22 protein-coding genes are annotated in these 22,172 nt (G+C 50.7%); 17 read left to right on the top strand and 5 right to left on the bottom strand.

Annotated elements, in window-relative coordinates; translation table 11 throughout:
* Window positions 1-280 precede the first annotated feature (280 nt).
* From HRM2_RS07300 to HRM2_RS07285, 4 genes are read left to right on the top strand one after another with little or no spacing between them, the layout of a single operon-like run.
* Window positions 281-553 (top strand): hypothetical protein, encoded by a 273-nt coding sequence (locus HRM2_RS07300; protein WP_015903359.1) that lies wholly within the window; start codon window positions 281-283, stop codon window positions 551-553.
* Between the two features lie 24 nt (window positions 554-577).
* A complete protein-coding gene (locus HRM2_RS07295; RefSeq protein WP_015903358.1) occupies window positions 578-988 on the top strand; it encodes a hypothetical protein in 411 nt (136 codons plus the stop codon).
* 11 nt (window positions 989-999) lie between these two features.
* Window positions 1,000-1,413, top strand: coding sequence for a TIR domain-containing protein (locus HRM2_RS07290; RefSeq protein ID WP_015903357.1), 414 nt, complete (start codon window positions 1,000-1,002; stop codon window positions 1,411-1,413).
* Window positions 1,410-1,907 (top strand): RipA family octameric membrane protein, encoded by a 498-nt coding sequence (locus HRM2_RS07285; RefSeq protein ID WP_015903356.1) that lies wholly within the window; start codon window positions 1,410-1,412, stop codon window positions 1,905-1,907. The genes HRM2_RS07290 and HRM2_RS07285 overlap by 4 nt, the downstream gene beginning before the upstream one ends.
* Before the next feature lie 143 nt (window positions 1,908-2,050).
* On the opposite strand, the gene HRM2_RS07280 is transcribed toward HRM2_RS07285, so the two are convergent.
* Window positions 2,051-2,974 (bottom strand): UbiA family prenyltransferase, encoded by a 924-nt coding sequence (locus tag HRM2_RS07280; RefSeq protein ID WP_015903354.1) that lies wholly within the window; start codon window positions 2,972-2,974, stop codon window positions 2,051-2,053.
* A gap of 305 nt (window positions 2,975-3,279) precedes the next feature.
* On the opposite strand from HRM2_RS07280, the gene ubiG reads away from it, so the two are divergent.
* Window positions 3,280-3,978: a bifunctional 2-polyprenyl-6-hydroxyphenol methylase/3-demethylubiquinol 3-O-methyltransferase UbiG gene (gene ubiG, locus HRM2_RS07275; RefSeq protein ID WP_015903353.1), complete on the top strand. Its 699-nt coding sequence runs from the start codon at window positions 3,280-3,282 to the stop codon at window positions 3,976-3,978.
* On the opposite strand, the gene HRM2_RS07270 is transcribed toward ubiG, so the two are convergent.
* A complete protein-coding gene (locus HRM2_RS07270; protein WP_015903352.1) occupies window positions 3,965-5,209 on the bottom strand; it encodes a 3-dehydroquinate synthase in 1,245 nt (414 codons plus the stop codon). The two genes, ubiG and HRM2_RS07270, sit on opposite strands and share 14 nt — an antisense overlap.
* Before the next feature lie 2 nt (window positions 5,210-5,211).
* Window positions 5,212-6,054, bottom strand: a complete 843-nt coding sequence (locus HRM2_RS07265) for a sugar phosphate isomerase/epimerase family protein (protein ID WP_041273120.1) — start codon at window positions 6,052-6,054, stop codon at window positions 5,212-5,214.
* 226 nt (window positions 6,055-6,280) lie between these two features.
* Between HRM2_RS07265 and HRM2_RS07260 the strand changes: the two genes are divergently transcribed.
* The 4 genes from HRM2_RS07260 (at window position 6,281) to HRM2_RS25030 (ending at window position 11,085) form a co-directional block, all read left to right on the top strand.
* Entirely contained in the window at window positions 6,281-7,687 is a 1,407-nt protein-coding gene (locus HRM2_RS07260; RefSeq protein WP_015903350.1) for a cytochrome ubiquinol oxidase subunit I, read from the top strand.
* Entirely contained in the window at window positions 7,680-8,699 is a 1,020-nt protein-coding gene (cydB, locus tag HRM2_RS07255) for a cytochrome d ubiquinol oxidase subunit II (protein WP_015903349.1), read from the top strand. Before HRM2_RS07260 ends, cydB begins: the two co-directional genes overlap by 8 nt.
* A 172-nt stretch (window positions 8,700-8,871) precedes the next feature.
* A complete protein-coding gene (locus HRM2_RS07250; RefSeq protein WP_041273119.1) occupies window positions 8,872-9,750 on the top strand; it encodes a TIGR01777 family oxidoreductase in 879 nt (292 codons plus the stop codon).
* Between the two features lie 369 nt (window positions 9,751-10,119).
* Entirely contained in the window at window positions 10,120-11,085 is a 966-nt protein-coding gene (locus HRM2_RS25030) for a nitrous oxide reductase accessory protein NosL (RefSeq protein ID WP_015903347.1), read from the top strand.
* Here HRM2_RS25030 and HRM2_RS07235 read toward each other — a convergent pair whose 3' ends face one another.
* Window positions 11,086-11,754, bottom strand: a complete 669-nt coding sequence (locus HRM2_RS07235) for a sulfite exporter TauE/SafE family protein (protein WP_232364216.1) — start codon at window positions 11,752-11,754, stop codon at window positions 11,086-11,088.
* A 161-nt stretch (window positions 11,755-11,915) separates the two neighbouring features.
* Between HRM2_RS07235 and HRM2_RS07225 the strand changes: the two genes are divergently transcribed.
* The 8 genes from HRM2_RS07225 (at window position 11,916) to HRM2_RS07190 (ending at window position 19,580) form a co-directional block, all read left to right on the top strand.
* Entirely contained in the window at window positions 11,916-12,476 is a 561-nt protein-coding gene (locus HRM2_RS07225) for a nitrous oxide reductase accessory protein NosL (RefSeq protein ID WP_015903345.1), read from the top strand.
* On the top strand, window positions 12,477-12,809 hold the full coding sequence (locus tag HRM2_RS07220; protein WP_041273115.1) for a hypothetical protein: 333 nt from the start codon (window positions 12,477-12,479) through the stop codon (window positions 12,807-12,809).
* Window positions 12,810-12,820: 11 nt separating this feature from the next.
* Complete coding sequence (locus HRM2_RS07215) at window positions 12,821-13,957, top strand: ABC transporter permease (protein ID WP_187149345.1); 1,137 nt, start codon at window positions 12,821-12,823, stop codon at window positions 13,955-13,957.
* Window positions 13,954-14,640 (top strand): ABC transporter ATP-binding protein, encoded by a 687-nt coding sequence (locus HRM2_RS07210; RefSeq protein ID WP_015903343.1) that lies wholly within the window; start codon window positions 13,954-13,956, stop codon window positions 14,638-14,640. The genes HRM2_RS07215 and HRM2_RS07210 overlap by 4 nt, the downstream gene beginning before the upstream one ends.
* Before the next feature lie 8 nt (window positions 14,641-14,648).
* Window positions 14,649-15,686, top strand: a complete 1,038-nt coding sequence (locus tag HRM2_RS07205) for a hypothetical protein (RefSeq protein WP_015903342.1) — start codon at window positions 14,649-14,651, stop codon at window positions 15,684-15,686.
* Window positions 15,687-16,056: 370 nt separating this feature from the next.
* Window positions 16,057-18,348 (top strand): ATP-binding protein, encoded by a 2,292-nt coding sequence (locus HRM2_RS25025; protein ID WP_015903341.1) that lies wholly within the window; start codon window positions 16,057-16,059, stop codon window positions 18,346-18,348.
* A 206-nt stretch (window positions 18,349-18,554) separates the two neighbouring features.
* A complete protein-coding gene (locus HRM2_RS07195; RefSeq protein ID WP_083776539.1) occupies window positions 18,555-18,866 on the top strand; it encodes a response regulator in 312 nt (103 codons plus the stop codon).
* 207 nt (window positions 18,867-19,073) lie between these two features.
* On the top strand, window positions 19,074-19,580 hold the full coding sequence (locus HRM2_RS07190) for a TolC family protein (protein WP_015903339.1): 507 nt from the start codon (window positions 19,074-19,076) through the stop codon (window positions 19,578-19,580).
* 35 nt (window positions 19,581-19,615) lie between these two features.
* On the opposite strand, the gene HRM2_RS07185 is transcribed toward HRM2_RS07190, so the two are convergent.
* Entirely contained in the window at window positions 19,616-22,018 is a 2,403-nt protein-coding gene (locus HRM2_RS07185; RefSeq protein ID WP_049770412.1) for a DNA polymerase II, read from the bottom strand.
* Window positions 22,019-22,172: the final 154 nt, after the last annotated feature.

Below are 22,172 nucleotides of genomic sequence, written 5' to 3'. Positions count from 1 at the left end.
TGCAAGTATTGAGAGCAACAGAGCCGATCCAGCATGTCAAAAAATTCTTCACCTCAGACCATATAAAATTATTTATATATATACAAAATGTTTTATCCTTTCCCTTTTGACGCATTGAGAACATCTGTTCAACCCCAAAAAACACCAAGTAAAAAACCCTATAATTTCAGAATATTAAATTTTAAAAACCAAATATCCCTATCATGAATTTCCCGTTTGGCACCCTTCATGCTTTATAGGCTGCTGTATTTAAACAAACCCAAATTCAACCAGGAGGAAAATGAGTAACCTGTATTCAAATCTTAAAGGAAAAGCCTATGGCTTGGCATGTATTACAAGCTCAAGAGATAACCGGTCTGCAAAACAAGAAGGGTATGCTGATGTCTATGATCTAATCATGTCAGATTCGAATCATAATCGACAGGCATTTTTCCTAATGATGCTCCCGCACCAACAAAGCGAAAAACAACGCCAGATACTTTTAGATGGTATGGCAAAGGAATACCAGAATTGCAGTAGTTGGCTCGAATATGTTGACCGTGAATGTGAATAGTGAATCAGCAAATTTAGGGGGGATATGATGAAATACATTGCAAACTTCAGCGTTAACGAAAGCGGCGACAATACGTTCGGATCTTTTTCGGTAATCTTGTCAGCAGAAGATCCAGGAGAGGCAATTGAAAACCTTAAAAAAAAGATCATTGAAGAGTCAAAAACTGGCCAATATGGCATGTTTAAAGGTATTGATGAAATCTATTTCGATTCACTCATAGAAATGGAAAAAATCCCCAGAGAACCCGTCATCATAAATTTCAAATCCGGCAGTGTAGATGGCATGGGCTGGGGAGAAGTCCGGCTGGATCTGGCAGATGCTCCAGAAGATTTCAACAGTTATGGGTGGACAGATGATGAGAATGATGAGGGACCTGAATCCGGAACTGTTGAGCCATTCATAAAATTTAGCGAAATCAAAAAAAATAACAAATAAGGAGAAGTAAAATGTCAAAAACTTACAACCTTTTTATCAGCCATTCATGGGCTTACTCCGATGCCTACGACAAGTTTGTATCCCTGTTGGATAACCGACCTTATTTTCACTATAAAAATCATTCAGTTCCTCAAAATAACCCGATTCATTCATGTGGAACCGATGCACAACTTTATCAGGCAATTAAAAATAAAATACAGGGCTGCCATATAATTATTATCATGGCAGGCGTTTACTCCAGCTATAGCAAGTGGATAAACAAAGAAATCAAAATTGCAAAAGAAGAATTTTACAGCCCAAAGCCAATTATAGCGGTAAAACCATGGGCTCAAACAAAGATGTCGTCTGTAGTTCGTGACAATGCCAACGCAATTGTTGCCTGGAATACAGAATCCATCATTTCAAAAATAAGGTTGCTTGGATGATTGAAGACAAATCGATATTAATCGAACAATACAAACTATATACAGAAGTTACCGACCGTGTCAGTGCAAGGCGGGCGGCAACTAACAGATACTATATTTCTCTGTTGTCCGCTCTTTTTGCTTTTATTACTTTTGTGATCAACAAAAAAATATGTTCAGATTATTCGGAAATTGTACTTTGCTGCTTCACTCTCCTGGGGGTTCTGTTATGTGGTGTATGGTTCATCAATATTAAATCATACAAACAGCTTAATTCCGGTAAATTTAAGGTTATACATTTGATGGAAAAACAATTGCCGTTCAGGTGTTTCGATGAGGAATGGAAAATCCTTGGATCTGGAAAAGATTCAAAGAAATATAGGAAGCTGACGAAAATTGAATTGGCAATACCCGCTATTCTTGCTGTACCCTATTTAATATTATTTTTTTACTACGCCAGATCTCATATTCAAATCATTTTAAACTTCTTACTATTATTTTTTAATTTTCAGTAAAATAATCGGAATCCATTCATGTCAAACCGGTATGATGCGGCAACAGCATCCATGATCGATGAAATTGAAGATCTGATAACAATGTCCGGTATGCAATTTTTAAAAACGTTGAAAAGATTGGCATCTGTCTTGATCAATCCGTTTTACAAAAACAAACTCATCAACACCACACACAAAAGAAAAAACGGATAATAACTTGCCTTGTTAAAAAGGGCCATTGCAGCTTGATTTTCACCGGTTTTCCGAAGCTTTTGTGCCGGCAGAAGCAACAGGAACAAAGAGCCTGCCCCGAAAACCAGATATGAGAACCATCTGAAATCAACCGGAGATAAAAGGAACACGGCTGCCATGACACAGAAAGCGGCAGCCAGCAGCCCCACGATCAGAAAACTTGCCATATCACGTCCAAACACAAGGGGGAGGGTTTTTGCATTTATCTGCCGGTCTTCCTCTATATCGGTATAATCGTTGGGGATATTCTGACCCCCGGCTTCCCACAGGAAAAAGAAGACAAAAATCAAACAGACAAACAGGGCATCGGGACTTTTGTCCACGGCAAAGACACCGGCAACAGGACCGGCGGCTTTTACAAACCCGTTGACGACAATCCTGAGATAGGTGATTTTCAACAAAAAGCAGTAAATAACTTCGAGCAGGGCGCCACCCAGAAAGATCAGAATGCAGGCCGGGTTTAAATAATAGGCTCCCAGCACCGCCACAACAGACCAGAAACCGGCCCATAGCGCAGCGGATTTCAGGCTGATTACGCCCTGGGCAAGGGGATGGCGAATCAGGATCGAGTCCAGGTCGGTTCCTTTTTTGTCCGCAGGGTGGATGTTTTTTTTATCGTCCCTGTATCCGGCAATGTCATTGAGTGCATAAACAGCGGTATACCCGGAAAAAACAGTGATAATCCCTGCCAGGACAATCCCGGGAGCAGGAAAATGCCCAAGGTAAACCAGGGCCGCAAAAACAGGTGCCATCATATCGAGCACGCCATGATGGGTCCGTGAAAGCGCAAAAAAGAATTGAAGTTTTTCCGGAATCAGTGCGTCATAAAAGGACATTACATATTTCAATCGCCACCCCGCCAAAAGGAGAACAAAACATTAAACATTGTCTTGGAACCAGGTCTCTATCCTGTGGAACAACCGCACACCCATGCAGTGATTGTTTGAGATTATTGTTGTAGACGACCCGATCTTTATAGTAAAAAGCCAGAGACAGACCATGTCTGCATCAACGTAGTGAAAGAACCGTTGCAATAATCACGCATGGAAAAAAAGTATAAACGGATCAGGTGAAAACTTCAAGAAATTATTGACCCAGGCGCCTGGCACAAAACAATAGACAGGGATTCCCAAGGAACCGGATGACAAACAATATCTCTTTGAGTGAAATTGAAAAATTCGATGATTTTGCAACTGACTGGTGGGATGCCAACGGCAGGATGAAATCCCTCCATGATATCAATCCCCTGAGGCTTGAATACATCATGCAGCAAACAGATCTTACGGGGAAACGGGTGCTGGATGTGGGGTGCGGCGGCGGGATACTCACCGAAAAAATTGCCCAGCAGGCTGGGGCCACCATCGGCATTGACGCATCCGCCGAGATGACGGCCATTGCCCGGACCCACGCCAAACAGTCAAACCTTGATATCCTGTATATTGACACGGACATCGAACATCTCACCCGGTTCACCCAGACCGGTTTTGACGTCATTCTCTGCATGGAATTGTTGGAGCATGTGCCAAGCTATGCGTCGGTCATTGCTGCATGCAAAAAGGCCTTGAACCCCGGGGGGATCGTTATTTTTGCAACCATCAACCGAAACCTGATGTCCTTTGTTCTGGCTGTGGTGTGTGCGGAATATGTTCTGGGGCTTCTGCCGAAAGGAACCCATGACTGGGCATCATTGATCAAGCCTGAAGAACTGAAACAGGCCTGTTCTGAGGCAGGATTAAAACAGAAGAATATCACCGGGTTTTCATACAACCCCATTACCCGGAATTACTATTTGTGCAAAAATACCATGGTCAACTACCTGGCAAGTTTCACCGCTGTGTGACCGCTCGGGTGATCGGGCGGTTCGATCCTGCATCACTGTAAGTGTTCTTGAGAAATGCAACCCCCTGCCTGATAATGTCAAAATCCATTGCATGGCGCTCACATTTCTGCCCGATGCCATCGGGCATGGTAAAGGTCAACCTTCCCCCCAGGTGCAGCCGGAATTCCTCAAGTCCGTTTTCTATTTCAAGATGGCCTGAACTGTCCGTGGTCTCCAGATAGGGGCTCCAGACCGGGAGACCGCAGTTGATCAGGGCTGTGATGATACGATCCAGCTCGGCCCGGGCGATCAGGGACTGCTGGCATGCATAATAGGAATCCAGGGCAATGCCGATTGAAACGGCCTGGCCGTGCCCCATGGCAAACCCGGACAGCATTTCAAGTTTGTGGGCAGACCAGTGTCCATAATCAAGGGGCCGGGATGACCCTGTTTCAAAGGCGTCACCGCTGTGGGCGATATGCTCAATGTGAAGCCGGGCGCAACGTTCAATGGTTTCTTCTATTGCCTTTGGGTCCCTTTGTTTCAGGAGTGCGCTGTTTTTCTCAAGAAATAGAAAAAACGACCGGTCCCGGATCAGAGCAATTTTAAAGGCTTCGGCCACCCCCCCGATGAAATGGTCAAACGGCAGGGTCTCAAGGAAGCGATAATCATTGATCACTGCCACAGGCAGATAAAAGGTGCCGAGACAATTTTTTTTGCCATACTGGTTTATCCCGTTTTTAACCCCGATGCCGGCATCGTTCTGGGCCAGGGTTGTGGTGGGAAGCCGGACCAGTTGTATGCCCCTGTGGAACATGGAAGCGCTGAACCCGACCATGTCCAGGAGGGCGCCCCCGCCCAGGGCAATGACCACGCCGTGCCGGTCTATGCCGGAATCGTCCATGGCCTTTGTTGCCCGGTGCACATGGTCCCAGGCGTTTTTCACCTGTTCACCGCCGGGAAACACCACAGGTTCCCAGGCCAGGCAGACACGGTCCCTGTGGTGTTCAAACCACAGGGATATATCATTCAAGAGCTGGGGGTTCCGGCGGGTCACCCCGTCATCGATCATCACCATTATTTTCCTGGGCTGGGCCTGGTTTTTGACGGCAAGGGTATTGATCAGCACAGGATTTGTGATGCTGAACACATCCCGGGTAAAACAGACCGGGTAATGATACGCCTGATCAAATTTCAGGGGGACGACGGTCGCTTGGGTATGGCCTTGTGGAAACGGTATGTTATTGATCATAATTAAACCGGGAATCCATATTTTTCCATTACAGGTTTTAACGTCTCAATACTTTTCACCCCGGCTTCGCAGGGCGCTTCGGTGTAGGTGTAAAGTTCAAGACAGATATCTTTGTTGTAATTGAGTTCCCTGAGCCGTTTAAAAAACGCGTCATAGTCTATGGCACCCAGGCCGGGAATGAGATGGTGGTGTTTCCGTGTGGGCGCAATATCTTCAATGTGGATATGGCCGATTTTATCAAACAGGGTTTCAAGGGCAACTTCCGGTGCCTCATTCACACAGTAAAAATGCCCCACATCAAAGTTGACCCCCAGGTTTGGGGATGAAAAATCCTTGATAAACGAACTCATCTGACGGCTGTTTTCAATTAAAAGATCGGGTTCGGGCTCAATCAGGATGGTTACACCCAGATTCTCTGCCTTGGGGATTACCTGTTCAAGGCCCTGGCGAAACAGTTTTAATGATGCGTCCCGGCCCATTTCAACCGGCGGCCCGCCAGGGGGTACCGAGATGCACGGGCTTCCCAGGAAATGGGCAATATCCAGGCAGTTCAGTGTATGGTCAATTCTTTCCCGGCGCCTTGATTCATCCGGCTCTATCCAGGACGGCAGCCAGGTATTGCCCACGGCAAAAAGAGTGAAACAATTAAGATTGGTAATCGTCAAGTCCAGCGTTTCGAGTAATTGCTTGAACGTTTCAAGATCCTGGGGATTGGCATCCGGGGGATAGAGGTGGGGTCTGTCGCACATGATCTCCACTCCCTTAAATCCTGTCTGGGCGATCATTTTAACCGCATCAGCGAGGGAATATTCAACAAACGCATTGGAGCTGTAAGAAAATACCATGAATTTCACATCCTTTTTTTATCATTCCTTGACGACTTGCCCTTCCTAAATACGTTTCAGGCCATATCCTGTCAAGGAAATTAACCCTTTTTAAGGGGCGCCATGGACGATGCCCCGGGCCTGGGTTTTCACCCGTGGGTCCATGAAGGGTTTGACAGATTGAAATTCAGATTGTATGGTTTTCTACAATATATCCAGTTAATTTGGTCAAGCAAAGGAAACCGTCATGATACTTCACTTGGACCCAGCCCTGCTGGCAAGACTTCAGTTTGCTTTTACCATATCGTTTCACATCCTGTTTCCCGCGTTCACCATAGGGCTTGCAAGCTGGCTTGCCGTGGTGGAATGGCGCTGGCTTAAAACCGGCGATGAGACATACAGGGATGTCTACCAGATGTGGGTGAAGATATTTGCCGTGACCTTTGGCATGGGGGTTGTGTCCGGGGTGGTGCTCTCCTACCAGTTCGGCACCAACTGGTCGGTTTTTTCCGACAAGGTCGGCAATGTTCTGGGCCCCCTTCTGGGGTTTGAAGTGCTGACCGCCTTTTTCCTGGAAGCCTCTTTTCTGGGAATCATGCTGTTTGGGTGGAACCGGGTCAGTCCCAAAATGCATTTTGCCGCCACGGTGACGGTGGCCTCAGGCACCCTGGTCTCTGCCTTCTGGATCCTGTCAGCCAATTCCTGGATGCAGACCCCCCAGGGGTTTATGATAGGCGATGACGGCCTGTATTATCCCACCAACTGGCTGGCCATTATTTTTAATTCCTCGTTTCCCTATCGCATGGTCCATATGGTCGTTGCGGCATACCTGACAACGGCCTTTGCCGTGAGCGGGGTGGGCGCCTTTTATCTGTTTCGCAAAAAATTCACCCGCCAGGCAAAGGTCATGTTTGCCATGGCCATGCTCATGGCCGTGTTTGTTGCACCGCTCCAGCTGCTGTTCGGCGATCTCCACGGCTTGAATACGTTCAAGGAACAGCCGGTCAAGGTGGCTGCCATGGAAGGGCTGTGGGAGACCCAGAAAGGTGCGCCCCTGGTGTTGTTTGGCTGGCCGGATGAAGGTCTGGAAACCACACGGTTTGCCATTGAAATCCCTAAAATATCCAGTCTTATTCTCACCCATAGCCTGGACGGAGAAGTCCGGGGTTTGAAAGAGTGGCCAGCGGACCGTCGACCGCCGGTTGCCCCGGTTTTCTGGTCGTTCCGGATCATGGTGGGGGTGGGCATGATGATGATTCTCACCGGGGTGTTTGCCGTTTTTCTGTATTGGAAAAAGCGCCTGTTTGATTCGCCCTGGTTTCTTCGCTGGTGCATGGCCATGACGCCGGCCGGGTTCGTTGCGGTCCTGTCCGGATGGTTTGTAACGGAAATCGGGCGCCAGCCGTATATCGTGTTTAATTCGCTTTTAACCGCTGAATCCATATCCCCGGTGGCCGGTATCCATGTGGGGCTTTCCCTGGTTGCCTTTATGATCATCTATGGTTTAGTGTTTGGTGCCGGCATTTATTATATCGTCCGCCTTGTGGCAAAAGGGCCGGTGCCTGAAGCAGACACCCCCTACGGCGGCCATGGGATTACAAAGCCCCCCATTGTTTCGGATGCTGTAAAGGCATCAGGAGGAGACCATGTTTAGTTTTCAAGGATTCATTGATCTGCCCCTTGTCTGGTATGCATTGATCGCTACGGCTGTTTTCCTGTATGTGCTGCTGGACGGCTTTGACCTGGGGCTCGGCATCCTGTTTCCCTTTGCCCCGTCTGAAAAATGCCAGGACCGCATGATGACATCCATTGCACCGTTCTGGGACGGAAATGAAACCTGGCTGGTGATGGGCGGCGGCGGACTTTTTGCCGCCTTTCCCCTGGCCTATGCCATTTTGATGCCGGCGTTCTATATTCCCATCATCCTGATGCTCCTGGGTCTGATTTTAAGGGGAGTCTCCTTTGAATTCAGGTTCAAGGCCCACGACCGGTCCAAGAAACGCTGGGGCTACGTGTTCCATCTGGGATCACTGGTTGCCACCATGACCCAGGGAATGATCCTGGGCGCCTTTGTCCAGGGGATCAGCGTCACCGGAAGATCCTTCAGCGGCGGGCCCTTTGACTGGCTCAACGCCTTCAGTGTCATGACAGGGGTGGCCCTGGTGGCCGGTTATGCCCTCCTGGGGGCGACCTGGCTGATCATGAAAACCGAAGATGTAACCCAGGCCTGGGCCCGCAAGTGCACCGGTTATCTGTTCTGGCATGTGGCCTTTTTCATGGGACTGGTAAGCCTTTGCATGCCCATCATGGATCCGAGGATCCGGGAATTGTGGTTCAGTCTGCCCCATTTTGCTTATCTCGGGATCATGCCGATCTCGTGCATAATCCTGTTCTGGTTATTGTGGCGGGATCTTCGCCACCAGAATGAATACCGGCCCTTTTTCCTGATCCAGGGGATTTTCCTGATGAACTACATCGGCATCGGCATCAGTACCTGGCCCTGGCTGGTACCCTACCAGGTGACCTTCAGCCAGGCCGCGGCCGCACCGGAATCACAGTCCCTCCTGCTGGTGGGGGCGGTGATCATGCTGCCGGTTGTGCTGGCCTATACCGGCTATTGTTACTGGTTATTCCGGGGCAAGAGTTCCCATGAAAGCGCCTACTGACAAAATCAAACAATGGCTCTGGTTTGCGGCCCTCTGGTGCGGCGGTCTGATTTCGGTTGCCCTGGTGGCCGCCATTACCCGCTGGATCGTCCGGCTGGGATAAACAACCTGAAAAAACGTCAGGGACTTGGCAATTATCTGTTTTCAAGTTTCTTACCCTGGAGCAAAAAAAATGAACATACTCATTACCGGCGGCACCGGATTTATCGGCTCAGCCCTTTGTTCCCGGCTGGTGGAAGATCAGCATCACCTGGTGGTGGTGAGCCGGCACCCTGAACGAATAAAACCGCCCGTCCAGGGGATTGATTCCCTGGCCAACCTGGATATGGTTTTTGATGCCGTGATCAACCTGGCCGGTGAACCCATTGTAAATAAACGGTGGACCGATCAACAGAAACAACGCATCCTCAGCAGCCGCCTGGACACCACCCAGGCCCTGATCGACTACTTTGCCAGGATAGAGACAAAACCCCACGTGTTCATCAGCGGCTCAGCCATTGGGTATTATGGGACGGGCAGAACCAACGATCCCATTGACGAAACAGGGGCCGGTGACGACAGCTTTTCCAGCCAGATCTGCCGACAATGGGAAGCCATTGCGCTCAAGGCAGAGCCGATGGGCATTCGGACCTGTTTATTGCGGACGGGTGTTGTCCTTGGAAACGGCGGGGCCTTGGCCAAGATGTTAACCCCGTTTAAACTGGGCGCCGGGGGACGCATGGGCTCGGGGACCCAATGGATGTCCTGGATTCATATCCGTGATTTGATCGGCATTATTCTCTATTGTATTGAACACGACGGCATTCAGGGCCCGGTTAACGGCACCGCCCCCGGCCCTGTAACCAACCAGCAGTTCACAAAGGCATTGGGCCGGGTGCTGAACCGGCCGACTATTTTCCCAATGCCGGCGGCAGCCATCAAGCTGTTGATGGGGCAGATGGGCGAAGAACTGCTGCTGGCCGGGAAAAAGATCCTGCCCCGGAAAATCCAGGATGCAGGGTATGCGTTCCTGTTTGAGGACCTGGAGGAAGCCCTGGCTGATGTTGTATAGCGGCCATGACGGGCTGTTGGCACAACGAATAATGAATAATGAAAATGGTATAATCCCGCCCCCGACGGGCGATGGGACCGGCCCGGGACCGTCGGCGGCCCTTTTGCCCTGCCGGTCTAAAGCGCAGGAACTGCGGGCTAAAGTCCTCAAACAGCCTGCGCTTCTTAACGCCCGCCAGGGCAAAAGGGCTGATCGCCTTTGGGTTCCAATGGGCCGATCCCATCGCCCGCCGGGGGCCTCTGCTGTAACGGATGGGGTCAGGCTTGGCTTATTGGCGTTATTGACCACGATCTATTCAAGGCCAGAACTCCCAACAACAATGCCAATAAGCCAAGCCTGACCCCATATAATTTTTGATAAGGATATGAAATGAAACCGATCAAACGCCGCCAGTTTTTAAAAACCATCTCATTAACTCCCCTGTCCCTGGCCGTATTTCTCCCTGGTGTGAATGCAATGGACTGCAAGGTGCTCCATCCTTTGATGCCGCCGCAAAATGAATTCCAGGGGCAATGCCCGATTTGCGGCATGGTCCGGCCAATGTGGGCGCGAACCTGGATTACGTTTAAACCTTACCAGGGGGTGGATCAGGTCTGTTCGTTCCATTGCCTGGCCGACTGGATTATTAAAACAGGTGAAAGTCCTACTGATGTTATGCTCTCGGTCTACCACGAACCCGGCAAGATGATACCGGCAGGCGAGGCGTTTATCGTCATGGGGTCGACCGCAGCAGGCACCATGAGCCCGGTATCAAAAATCGTGTTTGACGATAAGGCCAAAGCGGTCGAATTTGCCAAACAATGCGGCGGTGAGGTCCTTGATTTTCCAAACGCCCTTGCAGCGGCCAAATCCAGCGTTCTAAAAGAGAACAAGATGGTCAAGGAACGGCAGATTAAAAAGGGTAAAATCGTTGAACCCTCCCCAACCGACCGATGCCCGGTCTGCAATATGTTTCCGGCCCGCTATCCCCATGGTAAATCCCAACTGCAATTAAAGAACGGAAAAACCTTTCACTTCTGCTCGACCCAGTGTCTGTTCGCCTTTCTGGGCAATCAGTCCCTGTATTTAGAAAAGCCTGTGGAACCCTTCCTGATCTGGGTGGTGGATCGCAATTCCGGCATATGGACCAGTGGGCGGACCGCATTTTATGTGATCGGATCTTCAAAGATCTTCGGCCCCATGGGGTATGAGGCGTTTCCCTTTAACTCAATGGGCGAAGCAACACAATTTGCGGCTGAAAACGGCGGCATGGTTGCAGGCTATGGTGAGGTCACCATTGAAAAGATTGTCCCGGGGTGGCGGTATCCCCTTGAGGTCATCAAAATAGCGGAATGATTAAAATAGGGCTGCAACCCCGTCCAGGATGAGGGATGCGGCCATGCCGATCATGAGCATGCCCGAAAGAAGATCAAAGTGCCGACGATAGCGGCGGGCCATGACCGAGGCCCCCGTACCCAGCAGCAGCAGACCCGGAAGTGTGCCCAGGCCAAAGGCAAAAAGAAACGCGCCGCCCTCCATTGGCCGGCTGGCAGCCAATGCCCTTGAAAAGGCTGCAAAGGAAAGGCCGCAGGGTATGAAGCCCATGAACATCCCGGTAACCACCATTAACCAGCGGTCGGATCGTTTAAAGGCCGAACGTACAATAAAGCGGTAACCGGGTATGATCTGGGGATTTGATATGATCAGCCATTCAGACTGACCCAGGATGCCCAGCTGGCCAAGGCCAAAGATCGCCAGAAAAATGCCTGCCAGCAAAGAAAAGACCAATTGGATGCGGGCCAGGGTTGCCAGGTAGTCAAGTCCTGTAACCGAGACAAGCTTTGCCAGTGCCAGGCCAAGACTTCCCATGAGGACACCAATGACCGTGTAGGTGAAAATCCGGCCGGCGTGGTAACATAGATGGGAATCAAATTTTCCGGACTTTCCGGGAAAGGCAAGTACAAGGGGACCACACATGCCAAGGCAATGGCCGGTTCCGGACAGGCCCAGAAGAAATAAGGACAACAGGGAGGATGTTTCCATAGACAAGGGGTTCCAATTAATTGGGTTGATTATGGCCTGGGCGTATAGTACAGACTGTGGGGTATTGCGTCAACACAAGGAAGCCTCTGCCCAAAAGCGAGCAGGGTTCGAGATGATCCTGCACCCGAAAAAAAGGAGAAAATTTGTTAAAGCATTTTACTAAACGAGCAAAGGGTACCAGGGCAATTTTATTTGCAGTTGTCCTGGTGCTGCTGTGGGTGGGGGTGGCTGCGGCTTCCGACGGAAAACATCCCAAAGCCGGCCTCAAGCCCCTGGACGAAAACAGGCAGATGCAGGTAAGCCACGGGGACCATTGCCCGGTTTGTGGAATGAATTCGATCCAGTACCCGAAATTTAATTGTGCCATCCAGTTGAAAAACACGGACACTTATTATTTCTGCAGTGTCGGCTGCATGATTCGGTCCTGGATGCACCCTGAAATATACCTGGGAACGCCAGGGGATATGCTTGAACGACCCATTGTCAGGGAATACTTTTCCGGCCGGCAGATGGACGCCCGTGACACGATCTTTGTATATGGGTCGGATGTCATTGGCCCCATGGGACCCGCCCTTGTGCCCGTTCTGGATGAACGTCACCTCAAGGTGTTTAAAAAACGCCATGGCGGTAAAACCCAGGTGCTGTTAGAGGATCTCAATGATGCCAAATGGTATGAAATGACCGGCAGGAAAATGGCTGAATAAATGAAGCGTGCATCCAGGGATCGATTGGACACAGCCGGACAGGGCCTTGTGGTGATAGCCCTGGTAAGCGTCATGGCCATGGCTGTTATTGCCATACTCAGTCTCGATATCCATGGCCATTGTCGGCAGAAAACCCATATGTGGATCAAATCTTTAACCCTCCAGACCCCTGCCGTTGTTCCATCAGGACATGTATTACGAAACAACGGTTATGCCGGTGTGATCATCGACCGGCGTCAGAGCCCCTACCTGCCATTGATGGACGCGTCCCTGGAAAACATGGTGGTCGGCAGCCTCAACCCGGCAAGGGGAGGAATGCCATCAAAGGACTGATGTTTAATACCATGCAGATCTGGGCCTTCAGGGATCTTTTGCGGCGGCCCTTTGAATCCCTTCTCCTTGGCATCACCTTGACATTGACGGTTGCAATCCTGGGAACCCTGCTGCTGTTTCCCCGGGCCCTGCACGATACCCTGAACACCCTGTTAACGTCCACGCCTTCCATTGTCCTGAGACGCCTTGATCCCACAGGCTTTTGTCCCCTGCCGGTTCAGTCGTCGGTACAGGCTGCAGAAAATGTTATCGGGGTTGTTTCTGTCAGGCCTAGAATATGGGGCCTGGTCAGCGGCCCCCAGGGACCGTTGACCATGGTGGGCATATTAGATGACCGACTGCCCGAAGCCCTTGCCGGCCAGGTGACCCGGTTGCCGGGCCCGGGTGAGGTGATCATCGGGTTCGGGGTTTTGGCCGGTCAATCTGCCGACACCCTTCAACTGGAAGGGAAAATCAGCCGACAATACCAGATCATTGACCGGCTGCCTCAAGGAACCAGCCTGTTTACCCACGACCTGGTACTGATGAATCCCGAAGATGCCGGGCAGCTCATCGGTCTTGACCGGGGTTATGCCTGTGATCTGGCCATTGACGTTTTCCATGAGAGTGAGCAGGGTGCCATATTGTCAGACCTGACCGCTGCCTTTGCCTGGCCCGTGGCATGTGTCACAAGGCTCCAGAGCCAGGGGCTTAGTGCCGGCCGTTTGAATCGCCTCAGAACCCTGGTGGCCATCGCCGTGATTCCTGCGGTGCTGGCCCTGTGCCTTCTGGTTGCGGTAAACACCCGGAAATCAATGGGCCGGCAATCGGACCTTGGCATTATGAAGGCAATGGGCTGGACCACCGGCGACATTGTCTGGTTTCAAATGTATCGGGAATTATTTGTCTGCCTGCCTTCGGCCGCTGCCGGCATCTGTCTGGCCTTTGTTCTGGTTTACGGGCCCGGCGCAGGATTGCTGGCGGATTTTTTCCTTGGCTGGACCACCCTGCCTCCCTCCCTTTACCTGGAACCCACCGGAGCTGCCACCGTTGTGCTGGAAGTGACCGCCCTGATGCTGGTACCGGTGATTGTGTCTGCTTTTTTGCCGGCATTAAAGGGCGCCACCGCCGATGTCCATGATATGATCAACGATGCAGGCAGCCGATGAATGCCACAATTACCTGCCGGGATTTGTGCGTTTCCTTCCCCATGGGCAACGGGAAAAACCGCACAATCCTGGACAAACTCAATGGCAATTTCCAGGCGGGACGAATAAACATCATCACCGGCCCGGTGGGTGCCGGCAAAACCACCCTGCTCAGCACCCTTTCAGGGCTCAGCCGTCCGACATCCGGTGAGGTGATCGTAAACGACCAGGCAATTTCCCGGTGGACCGGCCCCCACAGGGACCGATGGCGGCGCCAGGCGGGCATTGTGTTCCAGCACGATCATCTTCTCCATGACCTGACCGTGCTGGAAAATGTCATGCTGCCGTTGATTCCCCTGGGTCGCACCCTGTCCACATGCCGCAGCCAGAGCATGGAAGCCCTTGAAAAGGTGGGCATCCTGAACCATGCCACAAGTTTAGCCAGCTCCCTTTCAGGGGGGGAACGCCAGAAAACATCCATGGCAAGGGCCATTGTCAACCACCCGGACTTTATATTTGCCGACGAACCCTTTGCCCATCTGGATGAAGAGAGCAGCCGACAGATGATGGACCTGCTGTACCACCATGCCTGCCAGAATGCCGTTGTGATCGTTGCCGCCCATGGTTTAACCCTGGACACGCTCCCGGAACAGATCGTGGGTTACCGGCTGGAAAACGGTGTCCTGAATCAGATGGATTCCTGAGGCCCACCATGTTCTGGCATCCCCTGCTGCTGGCCGTCATATCTGCACAGCTCATGGCGCTGATTCTATTGCTAGTGGCCTGCCCCACATGGGTGAACACGGCATTGAACTGGCATCCCCTTGTGGCAGACCGCCGGCAGCTGACCCTGGAAACACAGGCGGAAGGCGCCTCCATCCTGGGAAGGGCGGCTTTTTTCTTATGGTTGTTCGCCGGGGTTGTCCTTGTGTTTGGGATTGCCAATATTTTCCATGAGGATATTCCCGGCGCCATGTGCGGTACCGGTGTGTGCCAGGCAATGTCTGCCGACGGCAGCAACCGGTTGCTGCTGTATACCGGTCTTTTGCTGTTGTTGATGAAGCTGTGGTATGAACTGGACAAGCTTAATCGAGCGCTCCCGGAGATGCCGTTAACCCAGATTTCCGCCCGCCTGTTCCTCGTTATTCCCGTTCTGGCGGTGTTAACCTTAAAACAGACCTATGAAGCGTTTGCAGGTATCCGGCCCAACCAGCCCGTGGACTGCTGTGCCGTTGTTTACGATCAGTTTTCAACCGTGGAACAGGCAACAACTCTTTTCGGGCTGGGGGACAATGTGTGGCTCACGGCTTTTATTGTGCTGAACATTCTGCTTTTCATTCTGTCCGTGACTTTAAGCGTTTCACGGATTGACCGCCCCCGAACAAGATCCCTGCTTGCCCTTGTCACCGGGCTGTGGCTGCCGGTTTCGGCCCTGGTACTGGTCAATGTCCTGTCCGCCTATCACTATGAAGTGCTGCATCACCATTGCCCGTGGTGCCTGTTTCTTCCGGTGCATCACCTGGTGGGTTATCCCCTGTATGGCGCCATGGCCATCATCGGCATGGAGGGGATTACGATCTTCATGCTTCCTGTTTTGGTGAAGCACGACACCGGCGTTTACCGAAGATCATTGAATCGTTGCCGGCAGGCAGCAACGAAAATCACCCTGGCACAGCTTGTTTTTCTGGCCCTGGCCGTTGTGCCGGCCATTGTCTGGCGGCTGCGCTATGGCGTGTGGATGTCCGGATAACCGGCATGGCCGGAGCAGGGTATGGATGGGGTCTCAACAAACGATAAAACACGATGATACCGGGCAGGCGATAGTACCATCCCCCTTGGGTTCCCCTGACCGGAATGGTAAACGTCGGGGGGCTCGAAAGTGTTCAGGAGTTATTGACAAAAGGCAGGTTACTCTCTAATCTTAAGGGTATAGGTGTTATCCCAAGAGCGCACAAAAGGATTCACCATATTTGATATTATTATTGAAGCGTCGGAAAGCTGAAGAGATTCAGCATCCCTGAAATGGCATTCTCCGTTTTTGTAAGTTAAATTTTATTCCTGTGAGATGTCCGTCCCCGAAGCATAGGAAAGGGGATCTGCTAACCCCCTTGTGAGGAGCCATGTTAACACATTACCCCATTAATTTGCAGATTCAACAGATCGTTGCATCCCTTGAAACCAACATCCAGCGGTTTCATGATACCTTAAACGAACTGAGAAGGCTTTCCCTTGCACTGTTCCAGGAAACCCGGGTCAGTGATTCAGACATTGAAAACTGGTTCCAGGAAGAAGAATTTGCAGTTGATGAAGACGGTTTCTGGCTCAGTATCCCACTCTTAAAGGCATTTCGGAAAAATAAAGCCCCCAAAAATGCAATTTCCTACTCCTGGCATCCGGACCTTGTCCAAAACGGGGAAGCCTGTTCACGTATGTACTGCCTGAGAAATATAGGGCCTTTTCTCGACGAAATTCGTTCCAGGTTGCCCCATGCCGCATGGGTTTATTACCAGGACATTACTAATACCTCAATTCAATTTCCCTATATTGACCAGATCACAGCCATTACCCCGGATTTTGACTGGACAACCTACCACACATTTCAATCCGTGACCCCGGAAAATAATCCAGGGGGCCGGATCCAATGGACACGTCCCACCATTGACTATGCCGGGGAAGGGCTTATCCTGTCGGTGTCCATTCCCCTGGAACTTAAGGGCAATTTTATCGGACTGTGGAGCATTGACCTTCCCATGGCAAGTCTTTACCCCGATTTTATCTTTGACACCCTTTTACAGGGCCAGGTCAACTTTATAATCGACCAGGGGGGCCGTCTTGTGGCCCACCCCTCCATTGAAGCCTCCATTGACCTGGAAAAGGGGAGCATTTTTCAACAGCATTTTCATGACTTGGGGCCTGAATTCAAGGGTTTGAATCCGGATGAACTACTGGAACAAAAGAAAGGGCAGTTTCCCCTGACTTCGACCAAGGGGGGAACCGATTTAATTGCCTATTTTGAAGTTATTCCCGGCATCCAGTGGATCTTTTTTTCAACCTTTCCCCGACAATCCATGGAAGATGCCGTTAACCAGAGAATAAGGATGGCCCTTGACCGGGTCAGATCTGGAGACTTTTCCTACCGGCTTGACAACGTATCCAGCATTGAAGAGGTCAAGTTGATCACCAATGCCTATAACGAAATGGCCCTGGCCCTTGAAAATCAGGAAAAAATAAGAGAACAGGTCCAATCGGAAAAGGAAAGGCTTGAGGTAAGACTCCAGCATTTTCAGAAAATGGAATCCATGGGTACCCTGGCAGGGGGGATAGCCCATGATTTCAACAATATTCTCTCTCCAATCATGGGGTATTCCGAGCTTTTATTGATGGATCTTCCAAAGGAGGGCCCCAACCATGAAATGGTGCAGCAGATCCATCTGGCCGCATCCAGGGCAAAGGATTTAACCCGGCAGATTCTCACCTTCAGCCGCCAGGGTGAATTGAACAACCAGGTGGTGCGGTTCCAGATAATAATCAACGAAGCCCTTAAGCTTCTGCGATCGTCCATTCCCAGGGATATTGAAATTCTTAATAATATCCAGCCTGACTGTGCCAAGGTTTTTGCCGATCCCACCAAACTTCACCAGATTCTTATGAATCTTTGTACCAATGCCTTCCATGCGGTCCAGAAGAACAGCGGAAAATTTGAAGTATGCCTGGAAGAGATAATAATTATTAATAAGGATGAACCGGGCATGGAGGGACTTGTCCCGGGTCGCTATGCCCGTCTCACTGTTTCTGATTCGGGCTGCGGCATGGATGCCAGTACCCTGGCGCAGATCTTTGATCCCTATTTCACAACTAAAGAGGAGGGAAAGGGTACCGGACTGGGCCTTTCGGTCACCTACGGCATCGTCAGAAAACTCAACGGAGATATCAAGGTATATTCCGAGCCTGGCAAGGGCACAACTTTCCATGTTTTTCTGCCCACAGTAGACGTTCCGGAAGAATCGAAAAAAGCCCTGGAGGCGTCGGTTGCTGAAGGAACCGAACGTATTCTTTTCATTGATGATGAGGAAAGCGTTGCCATGATGGGTCAGAAAATTCTCCAGAAATACGGGTACCATGTTTCGATTTACAAAGACAGTATTCAGGCCCTTAAGGCATTTAAGGAATCCCCGGAAGCCTTTGATCTTGTGGTCACGGACATGGCCATGCCCGGGATGACCGGTGACATTCTGGCAAGACATTTAAAGGCCTGTAAAAAAGATATCCCCGTCATCCTCTGCACCGGGTTCAGCGAGAAAATATCACAGGGAACTTACCATGAAAGTGATATTGATGAATTTCTCATGAAGCCCTTCAGTATTGCAAAATTTATAGGCACAGTCAGAAAAATCCTGGACAACCGGGGCTAAAGCTTTGAGGTACTCAATTAGGGCCATGGGAATAATGGAAACGGTTTGGGTCTCTTAAGTATCCGGGGCACTGGTATGGAATCGTCGGGAAAAATTGCAGCCTCTGCGCCTGCATACGGCCCGGGACTTCCTGGGTGAACAGCACTTTAGAAACGACTATTGTCTATTATCGCTTTGGAATCTGAATTAAGTAAGGTGTCCCCGGAATTCTGTCCCCGGAATTCAATGTTTCGATTTACAAAGACAGTATTCAGGCCCTTAAGGCATTTAAGGAATCCCCGGAAGCCTTTGATCTTGTGGTCACGGACATGGCCATGCCCGGGATGACCGGTGACATTCTGGCAAGACATTTAAAGGCCTGTAAAAAAGATATCCCCGTCATCCTCTGCACCGGGTTCAGCGAGAAAATATCACAGGGAACTTACCATGAAAGTGATATTGATGAATTTCTCATGAAGCCCTTCAGTATTGCAAAATTTATAGGCACAGTCAGAAAAATCCTGGACAACCGGGGCTAAAGCTTTGAGGTACTCAATTAGGGCCATGGGAATAATGGAAACGGTTTGGGTCTCTTAAGTATCCGGGGCACTGGTATGGAATCGTCGGGAAAAATTGCAGCCTCTGCGCCTGCATACGGCCCGGGACTTCCTGGGTGAACAGCACTTTAGAAACGACTATTGTCTATTATCGCTTTGGAATCTGAATTAAGTAAGGTGTCCCCGGAATTGAATAAAAGTGGGCAGGGATCCGACTACCTGCTTGGAAGGGATGATACGGACTGGACCGTCGGAGTTCAGGCCAGTGTTCCCCTTTACAGCGGCGGCAAAAAAAATGCCACACTAAACCGGTCCCGGGAAGAGCTGTTACAGCTGCACCATCAGCGAGACAGCCTGGCAAACCACATTGAAAAACAAATTCTCAATGCGGTCCACCTGATCCGCGCCTCCTATCCTGGCATCCGGCTGTCAAGGGATGCAGCCAAAGCAGCCCAACGCAACCTTTCCCTGGTAACCGATTCCTATGAACGCGGCATAAAATCCATCATCGACCTCATCGATGCACAAAACCAGTCCCTGGTGGCTGACCAGCGCTCAGCCAATGCGGTTTATGATTTCCTCATCGATATCATGGAGATCCAGCGCAGCGCCGGCAATTTTTTCCTCTTTGCACCAAAAAAAGAGTTAAATGCCTGGATGACCAGGCTTAACCAGTATATGAATTCATCATTGTAGGGGGGACAGAAAAATCAAACCATGTGTAAAAAACCCTAGAACAGGCTCAGCTGTTTTCCCCCCATGATGTCGGCAACGCTCAGGTCAAAGAAAAGGAGCACCGCATCTGCAATGGGCTTGAGCTGTTTTTCAATATAGTGGTTATAATCCAGGTCGTCATGGGGCAGTGCCGTGGGAACAGGCCCCCTCAGGGTCATGACATAGGCGATTTCCCTGGGATTCTCCTGTCGGCCCTTGAGGAGCCGGGCCGCTTTCACGTGGGGGGGAACCATTTTAACATACTCCCGGACCGGCTTGGTCAGCCGCTTTCGATAGACCAGATCCGGGTCATGGACATGCTTTTTCAAATCCATTATCTTCTGCCGGATCCAAACGGCTACCTCCTGGTCCTGGAAGACCCGGTGGAATAAATCATATTGGAATTGCCGGGCAAAGCGGGTCCAGTCGGACCGGACAAACTCCAGGCCCGTAAAGACCAGTTCCTGTTTATCCCCTTTTTGTAAAAGGCCTGCGTATCTTTTTTTAGCGCTTTTCCCGCCGCCCCTCAGGGCCGGAAGAAAAAAACGGGCAAACAGCTTTTCAAATTCAATTTCCAGATGGGATTCAAGGTTAAATTCGGATTTCAGGGTCCGGGTCAGATAGTCGTTCATCTGCCGGGCAAGCTTTTCGCCGGCCTGTCTGCCGTCTTTAAATTCATTCGCCTTTAATTGAACGAACACGGAATCTGTGTCTCCGTAGAGAACCGAGTAGCCTTTTTGTTCCAGAAAGTCCCGGGTCCTTTTCAGCAGCCACCGCCCGGACCCGGTAATGGATCGGGATAAATCCGGATTGTAAAACCGGCTCCGGGTGGTTCCCATGACCCCGTAGAAGCTGTTCATCAGAATCTTAACAGCCTGGGACAGATGGGGATCCCTTGCTTTTTTGGCCCTGTCCCGGTTTTCCATGAGGGTGGTGATGAATTCGGGAAGCACATGGACATCCCGGGAAAAAGTGGTGTTTACCGGGGTGGTCAGGGGATGGACATGGGCATTTAACCGGGACAACGGATCAATCTTAAAGGTTCGAATAATCGAAGGGTACAGGCTTTTAAAATCAAACACCGCGATCTGCTCAAAAAAACCCGGTAATTTGGTAAAAACCCAGCCCCCCGGGGCATTGCCGATATCCTTGATATCCTTTACATTGGGGGCCACCAGGCCGTTGCGGTGGATTTTGGGCAGCATGAAATGATCAAAGGCGGCCACAGACCGGCCCACCTGGTCCATGGCAAGGCCTGAAAGCTGGGCCCGTTTCAGGATCAGGTCAATGAGGCCGATTTTTTTAAAAATCTCCCAGACCAGGGTGCAGTCCAGCAGATTGTACCGGGCAAGACCTGTTTTATCCTGCCTGAACCGTCTTTCGATCTCCGGGACCTTGTCCTGATCGTCACCGATGTCCTTGCCTTTTCGCAGGATTTCAGAGGCCACGGTTTCCAGGCGAAAATTATCAAACGAATAAAAGGCGGCCCGGAGGGATGGGGGGCCGTCAATGACGATGCGTCCGCAGATATCCGTGGTATAGGTGCCTTTCCGGATCTCCCGGATCTCCGGCACAAGCTGGTTCCGGCCCAGGGTAAATTTTATTGCGTGTTCCCGGTATTTTTTTTCAAGGAACATCAGGTCAAACCCGATAACGTGCCAGCCGATGAGGATATCCGGATCCAGGGTGTTCATGATTTTCAGAAAGGCGTTGAGGATCTCTTTTTCACCGGGCAGGCGGATCATCCAACCGGTATCGGTCAAGGGCTCGACATTCTCCCGGAAAAGTCCCATGTCCATGGGCAGGTTTGTATCGGTCAAGTCAAGGTGGGGGGCGGAGCTGTCGTTCATCAGAACAATGCCCATGGTGCCGGTGCCGGGGTGTTCAAGTTCTCTTTTGGGATCTTTAAAATGGCAGGCAATGGAATAGAGCTGTCCTGCCTGGCCGGTTTCAATATCCAGGGACATCACTGAAAACCGGGGCTGCCAGTCAACCGGGCTAAGGGTCGGATCTGTAAATGTCACCAGGCCGGCCCTGGAACGCCAGGTCCCCATGATTTCAACGCTTCCATGGATAAACCGTTCCATGAGATAGCGATCTTCAGGAAGGATGTCTGCCTCAAAGGTTGTGACCCCCAGATCCTGCAATAGCTTTCGAGCCCTGTATAACTGGGATTGGGTTTTAAAATAAAGGACATCCACTGATGTCCCGTCAAAGGCGGCAAGGTCCACCGGCCGCCGCTGGTCAAGGGGGATATGGCCGGGCAGTTCGGCATTGTGTTCAATGAAAAAAAGGGGCCGGTCCCGGGTGATGATGATTTCAAAGGGACCCTGGTCTCCGGCTCCGGTGTAGCGCAGCAGTTGCCGGCCCCGGTTGTCCAGGTGTTCCCGTGTGAGTATGTAGCCCCTGTATCCATCCATAGGGGGTATCATCTCATATCAATCGGGCCGGGGAAAGCCTATTCCGGTTGGTGCCCAGGGGTCAGTCCCTTGACACAGTCCCTGGGTATGTTTCGATCATGATTATTCCTTAAGGCCCATGATCAAATTTTCCCATTGTGCTATTCGTTCTTGG

Source organism: Desulforapulum autotrophicum HRM2, assembly GCF_000020365.1.
Classification (GTDB): Bacteria; Desulfobacterota; Desulfobacteria; order Desulfobacterales; family Desulfobacteraceae; genus Desulforapulum; species Desulforapulum autotrophicum.
The sequence above is the reverse complement of the archived record's forward strand: the minus strand, read 5'-3'. Positions and strand labels throughout refer to the sequence as shown.

What these genes read in the sequence shown, in the direction of transcription:
- HRM2_RS07300 (WP_015903359.1), top strand. Translation starts at nt 281, where the DNA reads ATGAGTAACCTGTATTCAAATCTTAAAGGAAAAGCCTATGGCTTGGCA.
- HRM2_RS07295 (WP_015903358.1), top strand. Translation starts at nt 578, where the DNA reads ATGATGAAATACATTGCAAACTTCAGCGTTAACGAAAGCGGCGACAAT.
- HRM2_RS07290 (WP_015903357.1), top strand. Translation starts at nt 1,000, where the DNA reads ATGTCAAAAACTTACAACCTTTTTATCAGCCATTCATGGGCTTACTCC.
- HRM2_RS07285 (WP_015903356.1), top strand. Translation starts at nt 1,410, where the DNA reads ATGATTGAAGACAAATCGATATTAATCGAACAATACAAACTATATACA.
- HRM2_RS07280 (WP_015903354.1), bottom strand. Translation starts at nt 2,974, where the DNA reads ATGTCCTTTTATGACGCACTGATTCCGGAAAAACTTCAATTCTTTTTT.
- ubiG (WP_015903353.1), top strand. Translation starts at nt 3,280, where the DNA reads ATGACAAACAATATCTCTTTGAGTGAAATTGAAAAATTCGATGATTTT.
- HRM2_RS07270 (WP_015903352.1), bottom strand. Translation starts at nt 5,209, where the DNA reads ATGATCAATAACATACCGTTTCCACAAGGCCATACCCAAGCGACCGTC.
- HRM2_RS07265 (WP_041273120.1), bottom strand. Translation starts at nt 6,054, where the DNA reads ATGGTATTTTCTTACAGCTCCAATGCGTTTGTTGAATATTCCCTCGCT.
- HRM2_RS07260 (WP_015903350.1), top strand. Translation starts at nt 6,281, where the DNA reads ATGATACTTCACTTGGACCCAGCCCTGCTGGCAAGACTTCAGTTTGCT.
- cydB (WP_015903349.1), top strand. Translation starts at nt 7,680, where the DNA reads ATGTTTAGTTTTCAAGGATTCATTGATCTGCCCCTTGTCTGGTATGCA.
- HRM2_RS07250 (WP_041273119.1), top strand. Translation starts at nt 8,872, where the DNA reads ATGAACATACTCATTACCGGCGGCACCGGATTTATCGGCTCAGCCCTT.
- HRM2_RS25030 (WP_015903347.1), top strand. Translation starts at nt 10,120, where the DNA reads ATGAAACCGATCAAACGCCGCCAGTTTTTAAAAACCATCTCATTAACT.
- HRM2_RS07220 (WP_041273115.1), top strand. Translation starts at nt 12,477, where the DNA reads ATGAAGCGTGCATCCAGGGATCGATTGGACACAGCCGGACAGGGCCTT.
- HRM2_RS07215 (WP_187149345.1), top strand. Translation starts at nt 12,821, where the DNA reads ATGCAGATCTGGGCCTTCAGGGATCTTTTGCGGCGGCCCTTTGAATCC.
- HRM2_RS07210 (WP_015903343.1), top strand. Translation starts at nt 13,954, where the DNA reads ATGAATGCCACAATTACCTGCCGGGATTTGTGCGTTTCCTTCCCCATG.
- HRM2_RS07205 (WP_015903342.1), top strand. Translation starts at nt 14,649, where the DNA reads ATGTTCTGGCATCCCCTGCTGCTGGCCGTCATATCTGCACAGCTCATG.
- HRM2_RS25025 (WP_015903341.1), top strand. Translation starts at nt 16,057, where the DNA reads ATGTTAACACATTACCCCATTAATTTGCAGATTCAACAGATCGTTGCA.
- HRM2_RS07185 (WP_049770412.1), bottom strand. Translation starts at nt 22,018, where the DNA reads ATGGATGGATACAGGGGCTACATACTCACACGGGAACACCTGGACAAC.